This window comes from Photorhabdus sp. RM96S, assembly GCF_042879335.1.
Lineage (GTDB): Bacteria > Pseudomonadota > Gammaproteobacteria > Enterobacterales > Enterobacteriaceae > Photorhabdus > Photorhabdus kayaii.
On sequence record NZ_JBHFKT010000033.1, the window covers coordinates 1 to 20694 of the forward strand.

Annotated in this window: 17 protein-coding genes and 2 pseudogenes; 14 read left to right on the forward strand and 5 right to left on the reverse strand. The window is 42.1% G+C overall.

Going from position 1 to position 20694, the window contains the following annotated elements; all coding sequences use genetic code 11:
- Positions 1 to 490: 490 nt before the first annotated feature.
- Positions 491 to 1423 (forward strand): 23S rRNA pseudouridine(2605) synthase RluB, encoded by a 933-nt coding sequence (gene rluB, locus ACGF49_RS17980; protein WP_113041365.1) that lies wholly within the window; start codon positions 491 to 493, stop codon positions 1421 to 1423.
- A 36-nt stretch (positions 1424 to 1459) separates the two neighbouring features.
- Here the strand turns inward: rluB and cobO are convergent, their stop codons facing one another.
- Both cobO and ACGF49_RS17990 read right to left on the reverse strand, forming a co-directional pair.
- Positions 1460 to 2056 (reverse strand): cob(I)yrinic acid a,c-diamide adenosyltransferase, encoded by a 597-nt coding sequence (gene cobO, locus ACGF49_RS17985; RefSeq protein ID WP_223121385.1) that lies wholly within the window; start codon positions 2054 to 2056, stop codon positions 1460 to 1462.
- On the reverse strand, positions 2056 to 2820 hold the full coding sequence (locus tag ACGF49_RS17990; protein WP_113041366.1) for a YciK family oxidoreductase: 765 nt from the start codon (positions 2818 to 2820) through the stop codon (positions 2056 to 2058). The genes cobO and ACGF49_RS17990 overlap by 1 nt, the downstream gene beginning before the upstream one ends.
- A gap of 296 nt (positions 2821 to 3116) precedes the next feature.
- Here ACGF49_RS17990 and ACGF49_RS17995 point away from each other — a divergent pair.
- The 3 genes and pseudogenes from ACGF49_RS17995 (at position 3117) to ACGF49_RS18005 (ending at position 6838) form a co-directional block, all read left to right on the forward strand.
- Positions 3117 to 3880, forward strand: a pseudogene (locus ACGF49_RS17995) (CatA-like O-acetyltransferase).
- Between the two features lie 674 nt (positions 3881 to 4554).
- Positions 4555 to 5601 (forward strand): protease SohB, encoded by a 1047-nt coding sequence (sohB, locus tag ACGF49_RS18000; protein WP_228901990.1) that lies wholly within the window; start codon positions 4555 to 4557, stop codon positions 5599 to 5601.
- Between the two features lie 406 nt (positions 5602 to 6007).
- The gene (locus ACGF49_RS18005) at positions 6008 to 6838 is read left to right on the forward strand and encodes an alpha/beta fold hydrolase (RefSeq protein ID WP_113041368.1); all 831 of its coding nucleotides are present in this window, start codon (positions 6008 to 6010) and stop codon (positions 6836 to 6838) included.
- A 241-nt stretch (positions 6839 to 7079) separates the two neighbouring features.
- Here ACGF49_RS18005 and ACGF49_RS18010 read toward each other — a convergent pair.
- Positions 7080 to 7279 (reverse strand): annotated as a pseudogene (locus ACGF49_RS18010) (DUF2498 family protein); the annotation flags it as partial.
- 351 nt (positions 7280 to 7630) lie between these two features.
- On the opposite strand from ACGF49_RS18010, the gene topA reads away from it, so the two are divergent.
- Entirely contained in the window at positions 7631 to 10234 is a 2604-nt protein-coding gene (gene topA / locus ACGF49_RS18015; RefSeq protein WP_113041369.1) for a type I DNA topoisomerase, read from the forward strand.
- A 304-nt stretch (positions 10235 to 10538) separates the two neighbouring features.
- A complete protein-coding gene (gene cysB, locus ACGF49_RS18020) occupies positions 10539 to 11513 on the forward strand; it encodes an HTH-type transcriptional regulator CysB (protein ID WP_113041370.1) in 975 nt (324 codons plus the stop codon).
- A gap of 50 nt (positions 11514 to 11563) precedes the next feature.
- Here cysB and ACGF49_RS18025 read toward each other — a convergent pair whose 3' ends face one another.
- A complete protein-coding gene (locus ACGF49_RS18025; protein ID WP_228901997.1) occupies positions 11564 to 12391 on the reverse strand; it encodes a hypothetical protein in 828 nt (275 codons plus the stop codon).
- 266 nt (positions 12392 to 12657) lie between these two features.
- Here ACGF49_RS18025 and acnA point away from each other — a divergent pair, with 266 nt between their 5' ends.
- Entirely contained in the window at positions 12658 to 15333 is a 2676-nt protein-coding gene (acnA, locus tag ACGF49_RS18030; RefSeq protein WP_349010401.1) for an aconitate hydratase AcnA, read from the forward strand.
- Positions 15334 to 15425: 92 nt separating this feature from the next.
- On the opposite strand, the gene ribA is transcribed toward acnA, so the two are convergent.
- Entirely contained in the window at positions 15426 to 16022 is a 597-nt protein-coding gene (gene ribA / locus ACGF49_RS18035; protein WP_112872302.1) for a GTP cyclohydrolase II, read from the reverse strand.
- 414 nt (positions 16023 to 16436) lie between these two features.
- On the opposite strand from ribA, the gene ACGF49_RS18040 reads away from it, so the two are divergent.
- The 7 genes from ACGF49_RS18040 (at position 16437) to ACGF49_RS18070 (ending at position 20666) form a co-directional block, all read left to right on the forward strand.
- Positions 16437 to 16748 (forward strand): LapA family protein, encoded by a 312-nt coding sequence (locus ACGF49_RS18040; protein ID WP_112872300.1) that lies wholly within the window; start codon positions 16437 to 16439, stop codon positions 16746 to 16748.
- 6 nt (positions 16749 to 16754) lie between these two features.
- Positions 16755 to 17924, forward strand: a complete 1170-nt coding sequence (lapB, locus tag ACGF49_RS18045; RefSeq protein WP_112872301.1) for a lipopolysaccharide assembly protein LapB — start codon at positions 16755 to 16757, stop codon at positions 17922 to 17924.
- Positions 17925 to 17968: 44 nt separating this feature from the next.
- On the forward strand, positions 17969 to 18715 hold the full coding sequence (pyrF, locus tag ACGF49_RS18050) for an orotidine-5'-phosphate decarboxylase (RefSeq protein ID WP_228901999.1): 747 nt from the start codon (positions 17969 to 17971) through the stop codon (positions 18713 to 18715).
- The gene (gene yciH / locus ACGF49_RS18055; RefSeq protein ID WP_011146654.1) at positions 18705 to 19031 is read left to right on the forward strand and encodes a stress response translation initiation inhibitor YciH; all 327 of its coding nucleotides are present in this window, start codon (positions 18705 to 18707) and stop codon (positions 19029 to 19031) included. Before pyrF ends, yciH begins: the two co-directional genes overlap by 11 nt.
- Before the next feature lie 400 nt (positions 19032 to 19431).
- The gene (locus ACGF49_RS18060) at positions 19432 to 20037 is read left to right on the forward strand and encodes a TetR/AcrR family transcriptional regulator (RefSeq protein ID WP_228902713.1); all 606 of its coding nucleotides are present in this window, start codon (positions 19432 to 19434) and stop codon (positions 20035 to 20037) included.
- A 103-nt stretch (positions 20038 to 20140) separates the two neighbouring features.
- Positions 20141 to 20281 (forward strand): hypothetical protein, encoded by a 141-nt coding sequence (locus ACGF49_RS18065; RefSeq protein WP_228902714.1) that lies wholly within the window; start codon positions 20141 to 20143, stop codon positions 20279 to 20281.
- Positions 20217 to 20666: a nuclear transport factor 2 family protein gene (locus tag ACGF49_RS18070; protein ID WP_228902717.1), complete on the forward strand. Its 450-nt coding sequence runs from the start codon at positions 20217 to 20219 to the stop codon at positions 20664 to 20666. Before ACGF49_RS18065 ends, ACGF49_RS18070 begins: the two co-directional genes overlap by 65 nt.
- Positions 20667 to 20694 lie beyond the last annotated feature (28 nt).

Consider the following 20694-nt stretch of genomic DNA (forward strand, 5'->3'; position numbering starts at 1 on the left):
TTTTTTTAAAGCAGAACGAGGCGGTATCATGACAGCGCTACCTTGCAGAGATGTACTGTGCCTACATTTTACTCAATTTTGTGGCTGTGAAAAGTTTTTAGAGGTTCCCATTATTGAACCATTTTAATGTGTAATTAATTGACCGTCAGAATGGGTAGCATGAAATGTGATCAGTGTTGGGTTTTTTAATCCTGATAATGGGGAATCTGTTATATTAAATGTCGGCAAATCGCGATAAGGATGGAGATATTGTTCCCTTACGCCAGCCATGAGGCTTTCAGTTTTCGCGTGATAGGGAATTGCTGGATTAGAATCATTGTGTCTGAAATTAGTGTAGAATGCTCGGCCACGGATTAGAATGTATGAGCTATTTTCTAGCATTCTATGCTATCAAATGTATTAAAATCAGTTTGTTATGATTGAATTCTGTCATAACGTATTGATTGATATATAACACGACGCCTGTGAAGGCGACAACAGAGGTTGCTCAATGAGCGGTAAGACACAGAAATCTGAAAAGTTACAGAAAATTCTCGCGCGTTCCGGTCACGGTTCCCGCCGCGAAATAGAAGGTTATATTCAACAGGGGCGCGTCAGTGTTGACGGTAAGATTGCAACTTTAGGTGATCGCCTTGAAGTTCAGCCCGCCACAAAAATCCGCCTCGATGGTCGGGTATTAAATATCAAAGAATTACAAAAAGCGGTTTGCCGTGTTTTGGCTTATTACAAACCAGAGGGTGAGCTTTGTACTCGTCATGATCCAGAGGGGCGGCCAACAGTTTTTGATCGTCTTCCTAAATTGCTAGGTTCCCGCTGGATAGCGGTTGGGCGTCTGGATGTGAATACCTGTGGTTTATTGTTATTTACCACGGATGGCGAACTGGCTAATCGCTTGATGCATCCAAGCCGTGAAGTTGAACGCGAATATGCTGTCCGTGTCTTTGGTGAAGTTGATGATGCCAAATTGAAACAACTGGCTAAAGGGATTCAACTGGAAGATGGTCCAGCTTCATTCCGTACTATCGCGTTTAAGGGGGGGGAGGGGATGAATCAATGGTATAACGTCACGCTGACAGAAGGACGTAACCGTGAAGTTCGTCGTCTTTGGGAAGCAGTTGGTGTACAGGTGAGCCGTCTTATTCGTGTGCGTTATGGGGATATTAGTTTGCCAAAAGGCTTACCACGCGGGGGATGGACGGAACTGGGTCTGGAGCAGACTAACTATTTACGCCAATTAGTGGATTTGAATGAAGAGACGGTTTCTAAAGTGGCCGTTGGGCGTGATCAACGCCGTCTTAAAGCTAACCAAATCCGCCGAGCGGTTAAACGCCATGCTCAAGTCGCATCGCGTCCATCGGCAGGCAAACGTCCGGGCAGTTCACGCCAGAACGCGGGGCGTACAACCGCACCAAAAGGTCGTTAAGTTTTCTGGGTCTCGTGTGTTATAACGGGGCCTTTTTTACCAATCGATCCCTTTTTGTGCCTTAATGCCGGCGTCAAAGGCATGTTTTACCGGGCGCATCTCTGTCACGGTATCTGCCATTTCCAATAATTCACGATGACAACCGCGGCCGGTGATAATAACGGATTGGTGTTCCGGTCGGTGGTTGAGCGCAGTAATAACTTCTTCCAGAGGAAGATAGCCATAACTCACCATATAAGTCAGTTCATCCAAGACAACTAGATCCAAATCGGGATCAGATAACATCTCTAACGCATAGCGCCATACCTGATGGCAGGCTACAGTATCCGTTTCCCGGCTTTGAGTTTCCCAGGTGAAACCTGTTGCCATAACATGAAAATTCACCCCATGCTGTTCCAGCAGATTTTTCTCGCCATTCTCCCATTTCCCCTTGATAAACTGGATCACACCGGCGCGAAATCCATGACCTATCGCTCGGGTCACGGTGCCAAATGCCGCAGTGGTTTTGCCTTTACCATTGCCGGTAAAAACGATGAGAATACCCCGTTCTAATTGGGCGGCTTCAATACGGAAATCCACTTTTTCTTTTAGGCGTTGTTGCCTTTTTTGATGTTGGTTGTCATTGATTGTCATTATTCGGCTGGTCCTGCTTTGCGTCCGGGTTGGGCATCAAAACTGATGCCTGTTTTATGCAGACTATCGCTGCCCATAAGATAAAGATACAGTGGCATAATATCTGCCGGTGTTTTCAGTTTAGCAGAATTTTCGTTAGGGAATGCGCGGGCGCGCATATTTGTGCGTGTACCGCCGGGATTAATACAGTTAACGCGTAGAGAAGTGTGTTTATATTCTGCTGCTAAAACTTGCATCATGCCTTCGGTTGCAAATTTAGAGGCAGAATAGGCTCCCCAACCACAACGACCTTCACGGCCAACGCTCGAACTGGTAAAGATTAATGATCCGTCAGGTGACTTCAATAATAGCGGCAATAAGGCTTGTGTTAACATAAAGGTCGCATTGACGTTGACTTGCATAACATCATGCCATAATTGGACGGGTTGCTCTGCCATCGGCGCGACAGCTCCCAGTAAACCGGCATTATGCAATACGCCATCCAGATGCGGATAATGTTGCGCTAAATCGCCAGCGAATGCCTGACACTCTTCGGCTGTGGCGGTAAGCAGATCCATGGTGTAAACAGTTGCAGGGGCACCACCTGCTTGTTCAATCTCTTTTTGGACAGTTTCCAGTTTGTGTGTTGTTCTGCCAAGTAAGATCACTTGTGCACCGTAACGGGCGTAAGTCAAAGCCGCTTCACGGCCAATACCCTCTCCAGCACCTGTCACCAAAATAATACGTTGTTGTAGGAGGTCATGTTTTGGTTGGTAATGTAACATTTGAAGATTTCCTGTTGTTGACGGCGCGATTTGTTACCGTCGGAGGCCGTTCGGGCTATCAAAACAGAAAGTGATATATTGAGTCAAATTTGCCAAGGTTGATTGCTCAGGAGATAAACGGAGCATAGTGCTGTGTTGGTAGTTATTTGTCTTTAGCTAATGTATAATTTTTCTTCGTCGGAGACTGAGTATTTAATCCAATTTCATACCGGAGTGATTATGATGCCAATACAAACAGAAAGAGCAGCCCTTCTAATTTAATCAATTTGTTAAATTTTACATTAGAAGGGGAAAACATGAATTACTCAAAGGTTGATATAGATCTCTGGGATAGAAAAGAGCATTTCTTGCATTACCGTAATGTCGCGCAATGCGGATTTAGTCTAACAGCAAAAATTGATATTACCCATTTGTTATCTTCGTTGGTAGAAAAACAATATAAATTCTATCCAACCATGATTTATTTAATATCAAAAGTTGTGAACTCTTATTCTGAGTTCAGAATGGCTATAAAAGATGAAGAATTAATTATACCCTATGGATTTCAAGTTGCATCGCGACGGCAAGGGAACGAATCCCCGGGAGCATAGATAACTATGTGACCGGGGTGAGTGAGCGCAGCCAACAAAGAGGCAGCTTGAAAGATGACGGGTATATATGGGATGGTGTAAATCCTGCGTATACAATCTTTCACAAGGAAACAGAAACATTCTCAGCGATTTGGACTGAGTTCAATTCTGATCTGTCCGAGTTTATGAAAAATTATTCTGATGATTATGAAACCTATAAAGATGATCTTTGCTTTTTTTCTAAACCAGAACTACCTGAAAATCACTTTCACATATCATCAGTGCCGTGGGTAAGTTTTGATGGATTTAACTTGAACATGGCGAGTTTTACCGATTATTTTCCACCCATATTTACCATGGGAAAATTTTACCAAAATGGAAATCAAACTCAGTTGCCTTTGGCAATTCAGGTGCATCATGCTACTTGTGACGGCTTCCATGTGGGACGTGTTATTAATAACTTACAAGAGCTATGTAACGATTTTATTTAGTTAAAGCCTTAAAGCTAACCTGAATTATTTATGGCTTCAATATAAGGTTGTATCGGAAATATGCTAATAGCCATCAGTTAACACTGGTGGTTTTCACGATTGAAGTTGGTCGGGATCATGATTACGATTGGACTATTGCTGTACAAGCGGCTGGTTGTTAAATTTGTTGAACTAGAGGTTCATGTCACTTCATTATGAAACACATTGAGTCTGTTGTTAAAATTTTCATTGATAATTACAAACTAACGACTACCCATTAAATTATTATATAATAGGGATAGCGATCTAACTGTATTGTAAGGGCAGCATAATGATGGGGACTGTTTGGCCATTATTCTTTACTCATAGCGATAGCAGTTTACTTTTCCATTGTTCAATAATTTCTCTCTTTTCTTTCAGATAGTGGTAGCGATCAGGCAGTTATAACAGTCAGAATGCTTGGTTGAAACGCCGGGTTTTTGTGATTCTGCAATCTAATTGCTCATTTTTGCACTAGTCCCCCATTTCTCCATCTTAATGGTGTAGAATTAGCTACTGAGACCGATATACTGGACGTTTTTATTTGTACATATTCGTATTTATTGAATACGAATTAATTATAATATATTGTTTTTAAGTGAAAAAAATCAAATACATTTATTTGGTAAATGTCTAAGAAACAAAAGGTGGATTTTGTGGAATACTTATCTCTTTACGGGTTGTTTTTAGCCAAAGTAGTTACGCTGGTGTTGGCGATTATTGCTCTGGCAATATTGGGTATCGGCATAGGAATGCGGAAATCTTCGCTAAAAGGAGAATTGAAACTCGTCGATCTCGGTGAGTCATATCGGGATAAACAGCGTCAAATGCAGCGGGCGCGCATGACAGAAGCGGAAGGGAAAATCTGGCAGAAAGCGTTTAATAAGCAACAAAAGCTCGAATCCAAGCAGAAGAAGAGTGACGCTAAGGCAGGTCATAAAGGGTTACAGAAACCTTGTCTTTATGTGCTGGATTTTAAAGGGAGTATGGATGCACATGAAGTCGATTCATTACGTGAAGAGATTAGCGCAATTCTGGCCGTGGCAGATGCAAAAGATGAAGTGTTGTTACGTCTGGAAAGTCCTGGAGGCATGGTGCATGGCTATGGATTGGCAGCCTCTCAGCTTGCTCGTTTGCGTCAGAAAGGGATTCGCTTGACTATCGTCGTAGATAAAGTTGCTGCCAGTGGGGGCTATATGATGGCTTGTGTTGCTGATCGTGTAGTTGCTGCACCCTTTGCCATTATTGGTTCTATTGGCGTGGTCGCTCAGATTCCGAACATTCATAAGTTATTGAAGAAAAATGATATTGATGTGGAACTCCATACGGCTGGTGAATATAAACGTACACTGACTGTGTTGGGAGAAAATACAGAGCAGGGCCGGAAAAAGTTTCAGGAAGATCTGAATCAGACTCACGAACTATTCAAATCGTTTATTCATACACATCGCCCATCACTTGATGTGGAAAGTGTGGCGACAGGCGAATACTGGTACGGCTCACAGGCGAAAGAGAAGGGATTGATTGACGAAATTGGTGTCAGCGATGATCTGTTGATTGCTCAAATAGATAACTGTGAAGTTATTGGTGTCAGTTATACACGCCGTAAACGCATGGTAGAGCGTTTCACCGGTAATGCAATGGAAAGTATTGATAAACTATTATTGCGCTGGTGGCAAAGAGGGGAGAAGCCTCTGCTTTAATTAAAGTTCCGCTATTTTGAATCAATTATCTTGGCGTACCCCAAGGCGTTCTATTTCGACGTTCAGGGGTGCCCTGATATATTGCTTAATTGTAATGTGCTAATTGAACAGAGCGACGCTTATTCTCATGATGTTATTCCCCTGAAAAGCCAGGTATTTTGGCCCTGTTAAAATATTACAGGTGTTACATAATTTGCTTTACATCCCCCTTCCTGCTTGTGATGAGCCGCAGGCTTTTCTACACCAATAGTTGATACTCTGGCTTTGCGTTTATGTGTTCTGCTTGGCTGATTTTCAAACAAATACAAGTCACTTTTGCACAACGTTATTGTGCGTCTTTAAACGCATTATGAAAATCCCCGAAGAATGGCAACTTACAATAATATTCATAAGGAAATAAAGTATTATGGCTATTTCACAATACGATATTCATACCAGTCATGCTGTCATCTCTGTTGCTGATACGGGAGGTGATGAGTTACCGGTCCTCCTTATACACGGTAATTCGAGTTCCAAAGATGTTTTTCGCCATCAAATTAACTGTTTTGGTGACGAATACCGGATTTTAGCTATTGATTTACCAGGGCACGGTTCTTCATCAAATGCAGTGGACCCTCGCCGGACCTATTCGATACCTGGTTATGCTCTTTGCATCATCGAAGTACTGGAAAAATTAGGCGTCGATAAAGTTGCTGTTTTCGGATGGTCACTGGGGGGACATATCGGTTTAGAGCTGATCCCGCGATTCCCAGGGATTGTTGGGCTAATGATTTGTGGCACGCCGCCGGTTAGTCCAGGCGCAGAGAATGTTAGTCTTGGATTTAAACCAAGCCGGTTTATGGCTATATCGGGTAAGGCTTCGCTGACAGAAGAGGAGATTACGGATTATACCCTGGCGTTGTATGGAGAAAACGCACTTTGTGAGCCATTTTTGAGATCCGCAGTGGCGCGGACCGATGGTTTAGCCCGGCAGTATATGTCTGAAGCGTCGGTTTCACCGGACGTTATGGATCAACGGTTATTGGTTGAAACAAACCCAACGCCACTGGCTATCGTTAATGGCGCAGAAGATTTATTTGTTAATATTGATTACATTAACGGGATAACCTACAAAAATCTCTGGACTGGTCAGGTGTATAACTTGCTCAACTTGGGACATGGGCCATTCTGGGAAGCACCAGAGCTGTTTAATCGTTTGATGGCGGGTTTTCTCTCTGATCTCACCTTAGAAGTGTAATTAATACTTGTAGTTTACCGTCAGGTTACCGTCAGAGCTGTTTTATACCCGTTATCTTTCAAGTTGCCTCTTTGTTGGCTGCACTCACTCACCCCGGTCACATCGTTATCTATGCTCCCGGGGATTCGCTCCTTTGCCGTCGCTATGCATCTTGAAATCCATAGGGTATATATACCCGGCAGATATATTTTTATATCGTTTTCATCTATCTGCCTATTCGTTGCTCAATAAATTTTTGTTATTAATTTTCGAGATAATATGGTTTCGACAGGGTATGCGTCAGGTGTTTGAACATATTGAAAATAGCAGTACTTTTTACTGTGGGTAAACCATTTTCCATTAGAAAAAATTCACCATTAATACTAATACATTTCCTTTTTGTTTTACGCTACTTATATACATACCATGAATAAAATCTTCACGTTGGCGGATAATATCGCTTGCTTTTTTTAGTCATTGTTCACCTTTAATCGGTGTTGTTCTGTTTCGTCTTTTTCTATCCTTAATCAAAAATAATTTGTTGCGCATCATTTTTTATCAGGTAGAGTGTGAACTTTTCATCATGCAGATGGAAGATTTTGTTTACGGTGATCGCTTCATTCATTTGCATAGAGCATGGGCGGTATCTAAAATACCTTAGATAATTCAATATGTTTCGAGTTTGGGAAAATCAACTGAATAAAAATAAGTTGATATATTGAGAATCTATCGCAATATAAAAAGAGGTTTTAAATACCGTGATATGGCGCAGTGAATTCCACCATCTGAAAAGATAATTAGGTAAAGATAACTATGGGTAAAGCTCTTGTAATAGTGGAGTCCCCGGCAAAGGCCAAAACAATCAACAAATATTTGGGGAGTGACTACGTGGTGAAATCCAGCGTTGGTCATATCCGTGATTTGCCGACCAGTGGCTCAGCCAGCCAAAAGAGTTCGAGCTCATCTACCGATAAGTCTAAGAAGAAGGTTAAAAAAGATGAGAAAGCTGCATTAGTCAACCGTATGGGCGTTGATCCATACCATGGTTGGGAAGCGAATTATCAGATTTTGCCGGGCAAAGAGAAGGTCGTGGCAGAGCTAAAATCACTGGCTGAAAAAGTTGATCATGTTTATCTCGCAACGGATCTTGACCGAGAGGGAGAAGCCATTGCATGGCACTTGCGGGAAGTGATTGGCGGTGATGGCGATCGTTTTAGCCGGGTTGTTTTTAATGAAATCACTAAAAATGCCATCAAACAGGCATTTGATAATCCGGGTGAATTAAATATTCACCGGATAAATGCTCAACAAGCTCGCCGTTTTATGGATCGAGTCGTGGGTTATATGGTTTCTCCGCTACTGTGGAAAAAGGTTGCTAGAGGGCTCTCTGCCGGTCGTGTGCAATCGGTGGCGGTACGCCTTGTAGTAGAAAGAGAGCGTGAAATTAAAGCGTTTGTACCAGTAGAATATTGGCAATTACATGCTGATTTGCTGGCGAAAGGCGAAATTTCACTGCATATGGAAGTGACCCATCAGCAGGGTAAACCGTTTAAGCCAGTTAATAGTGAACAAACTCAAGCCGCCGTCTCTTTACTGGAAAAAGCCCGTTACAAAGTGCTCGATCGTGAAGATCGTCCAACCTCCAGTAAACCGAGTGCGCCGTTTATCACATCTACGTTGCAACAGGCGGCCAGCACGCGTTTAGGGTTTGGTGTTAAAAAGACCATGATGATGGCTCAGCGTTTGTATGAGGCCGGATATATTACTTATATGCGTACTGATTCAACCAATTTGAGTCAGGATGCGCTGGATATGGTTCGTGGTTATATCAGTGATAATTTTGGCGATAAATACCTGCCAAAAGCAGCCAATACTTACAGCAGTAAAGAGAATTCACAGGAAGCGCATGAAGCGATTCGTCCTTCCAGTGTTGATATCATCATGGCAGAGCAACTGAAAGATATGGATGCGGATGCACAGAAGCTGTATCAGCTAATCTGGCGTCAGTTTGTGGCTTGTCAGATGACACCGGCGAAATACGATTCCACAACATTGACGGTACAGGCGGGTGATTTTGAATTGCGTGCCAAAGGTCGTACATTGCGTTTTGATGGCTGGACAAAAGTGATGCCTGTGTTGCGCAAAGGTGATGAAGACCGCACGTTGCCGGTTGTTGAAATGGGTACAGAACTTGATTTGCAACAACTGCTCCCAAGCCAGCACTTCACCAAACCACCGGCACGTTACAGTGAGGCATCCCTGGTTAAAGAGCTGGAGAAACGCAGTATTGGTCGCCCATCCACTTATGCTTCCATTATCTCCACGATTCAGGAGCGTGGTTATGTTCGCGTGGAGAGTCGCCGTTTCTACTCGGAGAAAATGGGAGAAATTGTTACTGATCGTCTGGAAGAAAATTTCAACGAGCTGATGAGTTATGATTTTACTGCGCGAATGGAAGATCAGCTTGATCAGGTTGCAAGTAACAAAGCCGAATGGAAAGGGATTCTGGATGAGTTTTTCACAGATTTTAGTGAACAGCTAGACGTCGCCAATAAAGAGCCGGAAGATGGCGGTATGCGGCCTAATCCGATGGTAATTACCTCTATTGAGTGCCCGACATGTCAGCGCTCTATGGGCATTCGAACAGCGACCACTGGCGTTTTCTTGGGTTGTTCTGGTTATGCGTTATCACCTAAAGAGCGTTGTAAGCAGACGATAAACCTTATCCCTGAAAATGAAATTCTTAATGTCTTAGAAGGGGATGAGGCGGAAACAAACGCATTGCGCGCCCGTCGTCGCTGTAAAAAATGTGGTACAGCGATGGACAGTTACCTTATTGATAGCCAACGTAAGTTACATGTTTGTGGTAATAACCCGGCTTGTGATGGCTACAAAGTGGAAGAGGGTGAATTTCGCATTAAGGGATATGACGGTCCTGTTATCGAATGTGATAAATGTGGCGCTGAAATGCACTTGAAAATGGGGCGTTTCGGTAAATACATGGGCTGCACCAATGAAACTTGTAAAAATACCCGCAAAATCTTGCGCAGTGGGGAAGTCGCGCCGCCAAAAGAGGATCCGGTTCCGTTACCAGAGCTTCCTTGTGAAAAATCTGATGCCTATTTTGTATTGCGTGATGGTGCAGCCGGTGTATTTTTAGCAGCAAATACTTTCCCTAAATCCAGAGAAACCAGAGCGCCGTTGGTAGAAGAGTTAGCTCGCTTTAAAGAGCGTTTGCCGGAGAAATTACGCTATCTGGCTGATGCGCCTGTGGCGGATGCTGAAGGTAATAAAACAGTTATCCGTTTTAGTCGTAAGACTAAACAGCAATATGCTTCTTCAGAGAAAAATGGCAAGGCAACGGGGTGGAGTGTGTTTTATGTTGATGGGAAATGGGTTGAGAAAGACAAAAAGTAACCATTTCTGACAGAATCAACACTCTCTTTTTCTTAGAAAAGGGATTATTTTCTTCTATTAAGCCAACCTTATAGGTTGGCTTTTTTCGCCTATTGGCATTATCTTAAAATATATGAATTAGAATCCGGTTAAACATTCATTATGAATTTTTAATTATTCGTTATATAAATATATAATCGTGTTATAGTGGTTATATGCGACAACAATATTATTTCTATTCGTTATAATAAATAGCAAACAGCAATATCAGTCCAGGTTTCTAAGTCATAATTGTTCACAGCGTTTATTTTGGGATGGTGTTTATATGAAATTGCAACAGCTTCGTTACATCGTGGAGGTGGTAAACCACAACCTCAATGTTTCATCTACGGCAGAAGGACTGTATACCTCTCAACCCGGGATCAGTAAGCAGGTCAGAATGCTTGAAGATGAATTAGGTATTCAGATTTTTTCCCGTAGTGGTAAACACCTGACGCATGTTACTCCCGCAGGTGAAGAGGTTGTCCGAATTTCTCGTGAAGTATTATCTAAGATTGATGCAATACGGTCAGTTGCTAGTGAACATACTTATCCGAATCGTGGTTCGCTATATATTGCTACTACTCATACACAGGCCCGTTATGCATTACCTCCTGTGATTAAAGGCTTTATTGAACGTTATCCTCAGGTCTCTTTACACATGCATCAGGGGTCGCCAACACAAATTGCTGAAGCTGTCAGTAAAGGTAGTGCTGATTTTGCTATTGCAACTGAGGCACTGCATTTATATGAAGATTTGATAATGTTGCCTTGTTACCATTGGAACAGGACGCTGGTGGTCACGTCGAATCACCCGCTGGCAGGTAAAGAGAGTGTTTCAATTGAAGAATTGGCTGAATATCAACTGGTCACTTATACATTTGGTTTTACCGGTCGTTCTGAGTTAGATGTTGCATTCGATAAAGTGGGTTTAAAGCCTAAAATTGTTTTCACTGCGACGGATGCTGATGTCATTAAAACTTATGTCCGGTTAGGATTAGGTGTGGGGGTTATTGCCAACATGGCGGTTGATCCGGTGCAGGATAACGACCTTGTTTGCATTGATATGCGTGATAAATTCAGCTACAGCACAACTAAGATTGGTTTTCGTCGCAGTAGTTTCTTGCGCAGTTACATGTATGATTTTATGTGGCGTTTTGCGCCTCACCTGACGCGTGATGTTATTGATCAGGCAGTTGCTTTACGCTCAAATGAAGATATCGAAGTCATGTTCAAAGATATCAAATTACCAATCGTATAATGAAATAATTAGGGAGCGAATGATTGCTATTGGCTCCCTAATTTTGCTTATCAGATGGGTTCAAACTCACCACTGAAGAAATCATCAGAATCTTCTATTGATATTTTTCTTTGTTTATTGATGAAATTATCAAAACTGGCTTTAATCTCAGGATTTTCGAGCGCCTCATAGTCTAAAACCGATATTAAGGATGAATACTCAAAATCAATATTGATATTTTCATTAGAAGCACAACTTGATAAAAAGTTTGAATTAGTGCTATCAAAATTAACTCGATAGAGTTTTAGTTTCGGAATATATACGGTCTTCTCTCCTACAATCAAGGTATCGATAGCAATCGTTAGTGTCACAGTAGAATAGAAGCCTTTATTTTTCCGTATGCCTAAACGAATCGTTTCCCCTTGCTTGGTAAGAAACTTAGCGAAATCTGGCAGCATATCTGTATTTTCGAATACAACCACATTCATAATGAAATTAAGGAAACTTTGTGAGATGCTTAAACCATTTAATGAATCGGTGTAATTTTTAGATTCAACTTTGCTAGTACCCATTAGAGGTAATTTGTTAACGACTTTAGTCCAAAAGTCCATATCTGTTTTATATTGCTCTCCATACTTTTCCGCGTATTTATTGACATAATTGGTTGCAATGGAGGAGAGTGCAATTAATGTTTGACTTAAGCTATTAGTTTTATCTATGACTTCTGGTTTATCAGATAATTGTTTGGCTATAATGAACTGAACTAAACCATCCTTTTCATTATATTTATTGGTATTTTCTATACTAAAATAAGCATCGTCGATGTGAAAGAACGTATTAGCTTCATTGATTTTTGCGATATGTTCCTGATTATTTGTAATTGCGTTTTTTATATCCATTATTTTTTCCTTGTTTTTTTATTGATAATTTGAATCCAATTGAATTGTTAGCGGGTTAATTCTAGCTGATTATCATTCGATTGTTTACCCGACTAAATTATCAAAATTTATTACTGAAATTCTGATAGATACACTGAATTGATTCATTGTGCGGTAATGGGAAACAAATATTTGCTTATATGTTATGTTTAATTTGTGCCATTATCATTAATGGCTAGGCACTAAGGTAGTTTTGAGTTATGCCAGTATAAGAAGAAGGAGGAGTTATGTCGTTTGATTTAAAAAAAGTTTGTGTTTCAACACTTTCCGCTGCAAGTAAACAATATGATTATTACAGCTTACCACTGGTTGCTAAACATTTGGGTGATATTTCCCGTTTGCCCAAATCACTGAAAGTTCTTCTGGAAAATCTTCTTCGCAATATCGATGGCAATTCTGTTGTTGTTGATGATTTGAAAGCAATTGTTGATTGGCAAAATACTGGTCATGCAGACAGAGAAATTGCTTACCGGCCAGCACGTGTATTAATGCAGGATTTCACCGGGGTGCCTGCCGTTGTTGATTTAGCGGCCATGAGAGAAGCGGTTCAGCGCCTTGGTGGTAATGTTGAACAAGTTAATCCACTATCACCCGTTGATTTGGTTATTGACCATTCAGTTATGGTGGATAAATTTGGCACGGAAAAAGCCTTTGAACAAAATGTTCAATTAGAAATGGAACGTAATTACGAGCGTTATCTCTTTCTGCGTTGGGGGCAAAAAGCTTTTAACCGTTTTCGTGTTGTCCCGCCCGGAACCGGGATTTGCCATCAGGTAAACCTGGAATACCTGGGTAAAACGGTTTGGCATGAAATGCATAACGGACGAGAGTTGGCTTATCCTGATACCTTGGTTGGTACCGATTCTCATACCACCATGATCAATGGTCTCGGTGTTCTAGGATGGGGTGTGGGCGGTATTGAAGCTGAAGCGGCCATGTTAGGACAACCTGTTTCCATGCTTATTCCTGATGTGGTGGGTTTTAAACTTACCGGTAAGTTACGCGAAGGAATTACTGCAACAGACCTTGTATTGACAGTGACTCAGATGCTGCGTGCCCATGGTGTGGTCGGGAAATTTGTTGAATTTTATGGAGATGGGTTAGCTGATTTGCCGCTGGCAGACAGGGCAACCATTGCCAATATGTCACCGGAATATGGTGCAACTTGCGGTTTCTTCCCGGCAGATGATATTACCCTGAGCTATATGCGATTGACAGGGCGTACAGAACAGCAGATTGAGCTGGTAGAAGCTTATTGTAAGATCCAAGGATTATGGCGAAATCCCGGTGATGAACCGGTATTTACCAGTAGTCTTGAACTGGACATGTCGACGGTGGAAGCGAGCCTCGCTGGACCGAAACGTCCACAAGACAGGGTGGCTTTAGCGCGAGTACCTCAAGTATTTCAATCATCCGTTGATCTGGAAATGAATAAACCCGAGGGGAAAGCCATCTCAGCGCCAGTTAATCTGGATAATCAGCAGTATGAGTTAGAAGAGGGGGCTGTTGTCATTGCTGCGATTACTTCTTGTACCAACACATCTAATCCCAGTGTGCTAATGGCCGCGGGGTTATTGGCGAAAAAAGCGGTTGAGAAGGGGCTTAAACGCCAACCGTGGGTGAAAACCTCACTGGCGCCCGGCTCGAAAGTGGTGACAGATTACCTTGAATTGGCGGGCTTGATGCCGTATCTGGAGCAACTGGGCTTCAATCTGGTAGGTTATGGTTGTACAACTTGTATTGGTAACTCTGGGCCACTGCATGAATCTATTGAAATGGCGATTAAGCAAGCTGATCTTACCGTCGGTGCCGTCCTTTCTGGCAACCGAAACTTTGAAGGCCGTATCCATCCTCTGATAAAAACTAACTGGCTAGCGTCGCCGCCGTTAGTCGTGGCCTATGCTTTATCCGGCAACATGAAAAAGGATTTGACTAAAGATCCTCTTGGTCAGGATCAACAAGGCAATGATATCTATTTGAAGGATATCTGGCCTGATAGCAAAGAAATTGCTAAAGCCGTTGATCAAATTAAGGCTGATATGTTTCACAAAGAGTATGCGGAAGTCTTTGATGGTGATGAAATATGGCAGTCGCTGGATGTTGCGAGTTCTGCAACTTATCACTTCCAGCTTGATTCTACTTATATTCGCCACCCACCATTCTTTAGTGATATGACAGCAGAGCCTGAAGCGATAACGGATATTCACGGCGCGAATATATTGGCTATTCTTGGGGATTCTGTAACCACGGACCATATTTCTCCGGCGGGGAATATCAAAGCTGATAGCCCGGCAGGGCGTTATCTTCAAGAACATGGGGTTGAACCTAAGGATTTTAACTCTTACGGCTCAAGGCGCGGCAATCATGAAGTCATGATGCGCGGAACGTTTGCCAATATCCGTATCCGTAATGAGATGATTTCTGGTGTAGAAGGAGGATATACCCGCCATATTCCGTCACAGACACAATTAGCGATTTACGATGCAGCTATGCGTTATCAGGAAGAAAAAACACCATTGGCTATCATTGCGGGCAAAGAATATGGTTCTGGTTCGAGCCGCGACTGGGCAGCGAAGGGGACTCGGTTATTGGGGGTTAGGGTGGTGATTGCGGAATCATTTGAGCGTATTCACCGTTCGAACCTGATTGGTATGGGGGTATTGCCATTGGAATTTTCTCAGGGCGTAAATCGTAAGACATTAAATCTGCGAGGTGATGAGACAATTGATATTGAAGGGATGAATGACCTCAAGCCGGGACAGATTGTTCCGGTGAAAGTGACTTATTCGGATGGGCGTCAGGAAATCATTAATGCTCAGTGTCGTATTGATACCAGAACTGAATTAGATTATTTCCATCACGGTGGTATCTTGCACTATGTTATTCGTCACATGTTGAAATAATTTTTATACCCGTTATCCATAGGGTATACATCATACTAAAGACGGCACTGATTTATTTAGGCGCCGTCTTTTCCAGCTAGCTTACTGAGAAACTAATTTTGCTCAGGTAACAAATGACCCATTTTTCTGGCTTTGGTATCCAAATAATAAGCATTTTTAGGATTCCGGCCGGTAATTAATGGAACACGTTCTACAATATTAATACCTGCTTCGGTCATAATTTCCACTTTTTTGGGATTATTTGTCAGCAGACGAATAGCTTGAACACCGAGTAATTTATACATATCTGCACATAAGGTGAAATCACGCTCATCGGCGGCAAAACCTAACTGATTGTTAGCTTCTACAGTATCGATACCGTTATCCTGTAACGCGTAAGCACGAATTTTATTGATTAAGCCAATATTACGACCTTCTTGTCGATGATAAAGTAATACACCTCGCCCTTCTTTAGCTATTTGAGCAAGGGCGGCTTCAAGTTGAAAACCGCAATCACAACGTAGACTAAACAGGGCGTCACCGGTCAGACATTCTGAATGGATTCTGGAAAGAACAGGTTCATTGCCAGAAATAGTACCGTATACTAATGCGACATGATCTTGACCTGTGGCGATTTCTTCAAAGCCGACCATTAAAAAATCACCCCAAGGAGTGGGTAACTTGGCCTCAGCGACTCGTTTTAATTGCATTTTATTGTTCATATGTTGATTCAGACTCGTTACAAGACATAGATGTGAAAAACAATACCGGTCTGGGAAATCAGCGGACACTGCGTAAAAGATTTTCTCTGATTATCATGCGGCTATATCTTGCCATATTTACCGCAAATTATCTGTCAAAAACTTTCAAATAATCATATATAAATGACAGTTATAACACTAGGTCGCGTCGTCGCTCAGAAAAATGGCGGTTGATTAACGACAAAAAGGATTTGGCGGTGTCATTGCTTCTTATTTACACTTAATCGATGGGAAGATATCGTAAAAAAGCTGAAAGACGCATTTATCATGATAAATTGCTTCCTTTATCCAGACTGGAAATGCTAATTTAATGAGCCGTTATCCAGCATAATGTCCAAGCAACAATAGATAACAGGAAAAAATGTGAAATATTTTCTGATTTTATTACTGGTATTGGTGATCTTTGTCGTCTCGATGACTCTTGGATCAAATAACGAACAGATTGTTACATTTAACTATCTGATTGCTAAAGGGAATTACTCTATATCTACACTTTTAGCTGTATTATTTGCTAGCGGTTTCGTGTTAGGTTGGGTTATCTGTGGATTATTTTATCTTCGTGCTCGTTTGTCGTTAAGAAGAGCTGAACGCAAGATTAAGCGACTTGAAGCGCAACTGGAGCAACCTGTTGAACCTTCGGTTACTCATTCATCGCTTGCACTTAGCAAGGAATAAACCCCTATGTTAGAGCTGTTGTTTCTGTTGCTTCCTGTGGCCGCTGCTTATGGCTGGTATATGGGGCGCAGAAGTGCTCAACAGGATAAGCAACAAAATGCCGATCGCTTATCACGAGAATATGTTACCGGGGTTAACTTTCTCCTTTCAAACCAGCAAGATAAAGCCGTGGATCTGTTTCTTGAAATGCTTAAAGAGGACAGTTCTGCTTTTGAAGCGCATTTGACTTTGGGGAATCTATTCCGTTCCAGGGGAGAAGTAGAGCGGGCTATCCGCATTCATCAATCTCTCATGGAAAGCGCTTCTCTGACATTTGATCAGCGTTTGCTTGCGACGCAACAATTGGGCCGCGATTATATGTCTGCGGGTTTGTATGATCGTGCTGAAAATATGTTCGCTCAATTGGTGAATGAAAAAGATTTTCGCCAAAATGCATTTCAATCGCTGCTGGCTATTTATCAGGCAACCAGTGATTGGAAAAAAGCCATTGATATTGCTGAGAAATTAGTCAAATCCGGCAAACATGATTTACGGGAAAAAATTGCGCATTTTTATTGTGAACTCGCTTTACAGGAGATGAGCGGTGATGATCTTGATGAGGCTATCAGTTATCTCAATAAAGCAGTTCAGACAGATAAAAACTGTGCCAGAGTTTCTATCATGTTGGGGCGTCTGTTTATGGCCCGGCAAGAGTACAATAAAGCGGCGGATGCTTTAAAATCTGTTCTTGAGCAGGACAAACAATTGGTGAGTGAGGTGTTACCTATTCTCCAGGAGTGTTACCAACATCGGAATCAGCTTGATGAATGGGAAAATTTCCTGAGACGTTGTGTCGAAGAGGATTGTGGGGCAACGGCTGAGCTTTTGCTGGCTGATATTATCGAGCAGCAAGAAGGGCATGAAGTCGCGCAAACTTACATCAATCATCGATTGGAGCGTCATCCGACCATGCGCCTATTTTATCGCTTGATGGATTACCACCTGGCCGAAGCAGAAGAGGGCCGGGCGAAAGAAAGTATTATCTTGCTACGGGACATGGTTGGTGAGCAAATTCGCACCAAGCCTAATTATCGCTGCCATAAGTGCGGCTTTACTTCTCATTCGCTTTACTGGCACTGTCCATCATGCCGTTCGTGGGATTCTATTAAACCGATCCGTGGATTAGATGGTCAGTGACAGTGTCACCATAATATTGCTTTGTTAGTCAAAAAGGTTAAAAAATGACATCTCATACCTTAACATCGTTCGGTAGACAGATTAGCTCGCCTGTCATTGTTGCTTTAGATTACGACAATCAGGATACGGCGCTGGCTTTTGCCGATAAAATTGATCCACAGGATTGCCGTCTGAAAGTAGGTAAAGAGATGTTTACCTTACATGGTCCGCAGTTTGTTAAGTTGCTGCGCCAACGTGGTTTTGAAGTATTTCTAGATTTGAAATTCCATGATATTCCTAATACCACCGCCAGAGCGGTAGCTGCCGCTGCTGAGATGGGGGTTTGGATGGTAAACGTACATGCTAGTGGCGGCACCAGAATGATGACAGCGGCGAAAGAGGCGCTGCTGCCTTATGGTCATGATGCTCCGTTGTTAATTGCTGTCACGGTATTAACCAGCATGGAACAATCGGATCTGCAAGGTATTGGGATTGATATGACACCAGCGCAACAGGCTGAAAGGTTGGCAAAACTGACTCAGGCATGTGGGCTGGATGGTGTGGTTTGTTCTGCGCATGAAGCTCAGCAACTGAAAAAGGTTTGTGGTCAGCATTTTCAATTAGTTACTCCCGGAATTCGCCCGACGGGCAGTGATGTGGGTGATCAGCGCCGTATCATGACGCCAGAACAGGCGGTATTGGCTGGCGTTGATTATATGGTCATTGGCCGTCCGATTACCCGTGCCGCCGATCCTGCGGCCGCATTGCGTCAAATTAATCAATCTATTGCGGGAGTGATTAATGCAAGATAATAATTCGCGGTTGGTCTATTCCACAGACAGAGGGCGTATTCAGGAAGAAACGGTTGAATCTCAGCGTCCAAAAGGGGATGGCATTGTTCGTATTCAGCGTCAAACCAGTGGCCGTAAAGGAAAAGGGGTTTGCGTGATTACCGGGATTGATGCTGATGATCAGACGTTAGCTAAGCTGGCGGCTGAGTTGAAGAAAAAATGTGGCTGTGGTGGTTCAGTGAAAGAGGGTGAGATCGAAATTCAGGGCGATAAAAGAGAATTATTGAAACAGTTACTCGAAGCCAAAGGTATGACAGTTAAATTAGCTGGTGGTTGATATACCCGTTATCTTTCAAGTCCATAGGGTATAGAAGGGCGGATATTCGCCCTTCATTCATTTTACTCCTGAGTCTAATTATTGGTAGTGTTTTAAGATATTTGTTAATAATATTCTTAATCATTTTAATTAGAAATAATTCACAATAAAGAGATAAAATATATTATTGTTAATATTCTATGAAAATAATATTTTGATATTATTTCCCCCTCTTAAGGATAGTAATATAATTAATATTATTTCTTCATTATTTCTTCATTTCTCTGATAAGATCATTATTAAAAGGCATTTTCGTATGGGAATGAGCAACTTTGATGATAAAGGCGATGAACATTAATAATTACTTTTTAAATCATAGAGATAACAATTTAAATCTATTTTTTCAGTAAAGAGGTTGACTGTGGAGAATGATCGTTCTACCATGAAAAACATGGAAGGTGAGCAGGCGTCCAACATCAGGGAAAACATGTTGGATGTTGTAGAGGAATTAATTTACACAAGGGGGATTGCGGCGACGGGTATCGATCTGATAACGCGCACGACAGGTTCTTCACGTAAGACAATTTATCGTTATTTTGGTACGAAAGAGGGGTTGATTGAAGAAGTTCTTCGTCGGCGAGATGAACGATGGATGCGGTGGTTTACCTCATCAATAGCTGAATATAAAACACCTAAAGAGAAATTGCTGAATATTTTTTTGGTATTACAAAGATGGTTCGCGAGTGATGATTTTAGAGGATGTGCATTTATCAATACATCCGGTGAGCGCCCTAATCCTGATGATCCGGTAAGAATAATTGCTAAGGAACATAAAGAGAAAGTTTTTACTTACGTGCTGTCTATTTGTAAAGAAATATCGCCGGATTCATCAGTGGATTTAGCGAGGAAGCTCCTGCTCTTAATAGAAGGCGCTATTACAACTGCGCATGTGATGAATGATACACATTATGCTTTAGAGGCGATGAATATTGCCGAGGCATTGCTGAATAAATACGATGTGAGTTAATGGAAAATTTAATTAGGAGACAATATGTCTAATATATACCCTATGGATTTCAAGATGGATCGCGACGGCAAGGGAGTGAATCCCCGGGAGCATAGCAAACTATGTGACCGGGGTGAGCGAGTGCAGCCAACAAAGAGGCAACTTGAAAGATGACGGGTATAAAAGAAATTCGCCAGCCGGTGCCGCCATTTACCCGCGAAACTGCTATTCAGAAAGTCCGCTTGGCGGAAGATGGATGGAATAGCCGTGATCCTGAAAAAGTGGCATTGGCTTATTCATTGGATACCTATTGGCGTAATCGTGCTGAATTTGTACATAGTCGTAAAGAAGCTCAGGATTTATTAACCAGAAAATGGGCGAAAGAGCATGAATATCGATTGATTAAAGAACTTTGGGCGTTTACTGATAATAGGATAGCGGTTCGTTATGCTTATGAATGGCATGACGATTCCGGTAACTGGTTTCGCTCATATGGTAATGAGAATTGGGAATTTAACGAAGATGGCTTGATGTATAACCGTTATGCTTGCATTAATGATCTTCCGATAAAAGAATCTGAGCGCAAATTTCATTGGCCTTTAGGTCGCCGTCCTGATGATCATCCTGGATTATCTGAGTTAGGGTTGTAATCCTTTTCAGACGACAGTCGAGACGTGG

Excerpts from the sequence above, each read along its gene's own strand:
- yciH (WP_011146654.1), top strand. The coding sequence starts at position 18,705 with ATGCAAGATAATAATTCGCGGTTGGTCTATTCCACAGACAGAGGGCGT.
- pyrF (WP_228901999.1), top strand. The coding sequence starts at position 17,969 with ATGACATCTCATACCTTAACATCGTTCGGTAGACAGATTAGCTCGCCT.
- lapB (WP_112872301.1), top strand. The coding sequence starts at position 16,755 with ATGTTAGAGCTGTTGTTTCTGTTGCTTCCTGTGGCCGCTGCTTATGGC.
- topA (WP_113041369.1), top strand. The coding sequence starts at position 7,631 with ATGGGTAAAGCTCTTGTAATAGTGGAGTCCCCGGCAAAGGCCAAAACA.
- ACGF49_RS18025 (WP_228901997.1), bottom strand. The coding sequence starts at position 12,391 with ATGGATATAAAAAACGCAATTACAAATAATCAGGAACATATCGCAAAA.
- cysB (WP_113041370.1), top strand. The coding sequence starts at position 10,539 with ATGAAATTGCAACAGCTTCGTTACATCGTGGAGGTGGTAAACCACAAC.
- rluB (WP_113041365.1), top strand. The coding sequence starts at position 491 with ATGAGCGGTAAGACACAGAAATCTGAAAAGTTACAGAAAATTCTCGCG.
- ACGF49_RS18005 (WP_113041368.1), top strand. The coding sequence starts at position 6,008 with ATGGCTATTTCACAATACGATATTCATACCAGTCATGCTGTCATCTCT.
- acnA (WP_349010401.1), top strand. The coding sequence starts at position 12,658 with ATGTCGTTTGATTTAAAAAAAGTTTGTGTTTCAACACTTTCCGCTGCA.
- cobO (WP_223121385.1), bottom strand. The coding sequence starts at position 2,056 with ATGACAATCAATGACAACCAACATCAAAAAAGGCAACAACGCCTAAAA.
- ACGF49_RS17990 (WP_113041366.1), bottom strand. The coding sequence starts at position 2,820 with ATGTTACATTACCAACCAAAACATGACCTCCTACAACAACGTATTATT.
- ribA (WP_112872302.1), bottom strand. The coding sequence starts at position 16,022 with ATGCAATTAAAACGAGTCGCTGAGGCCAAGTTACCCACTCCTTGGGGT.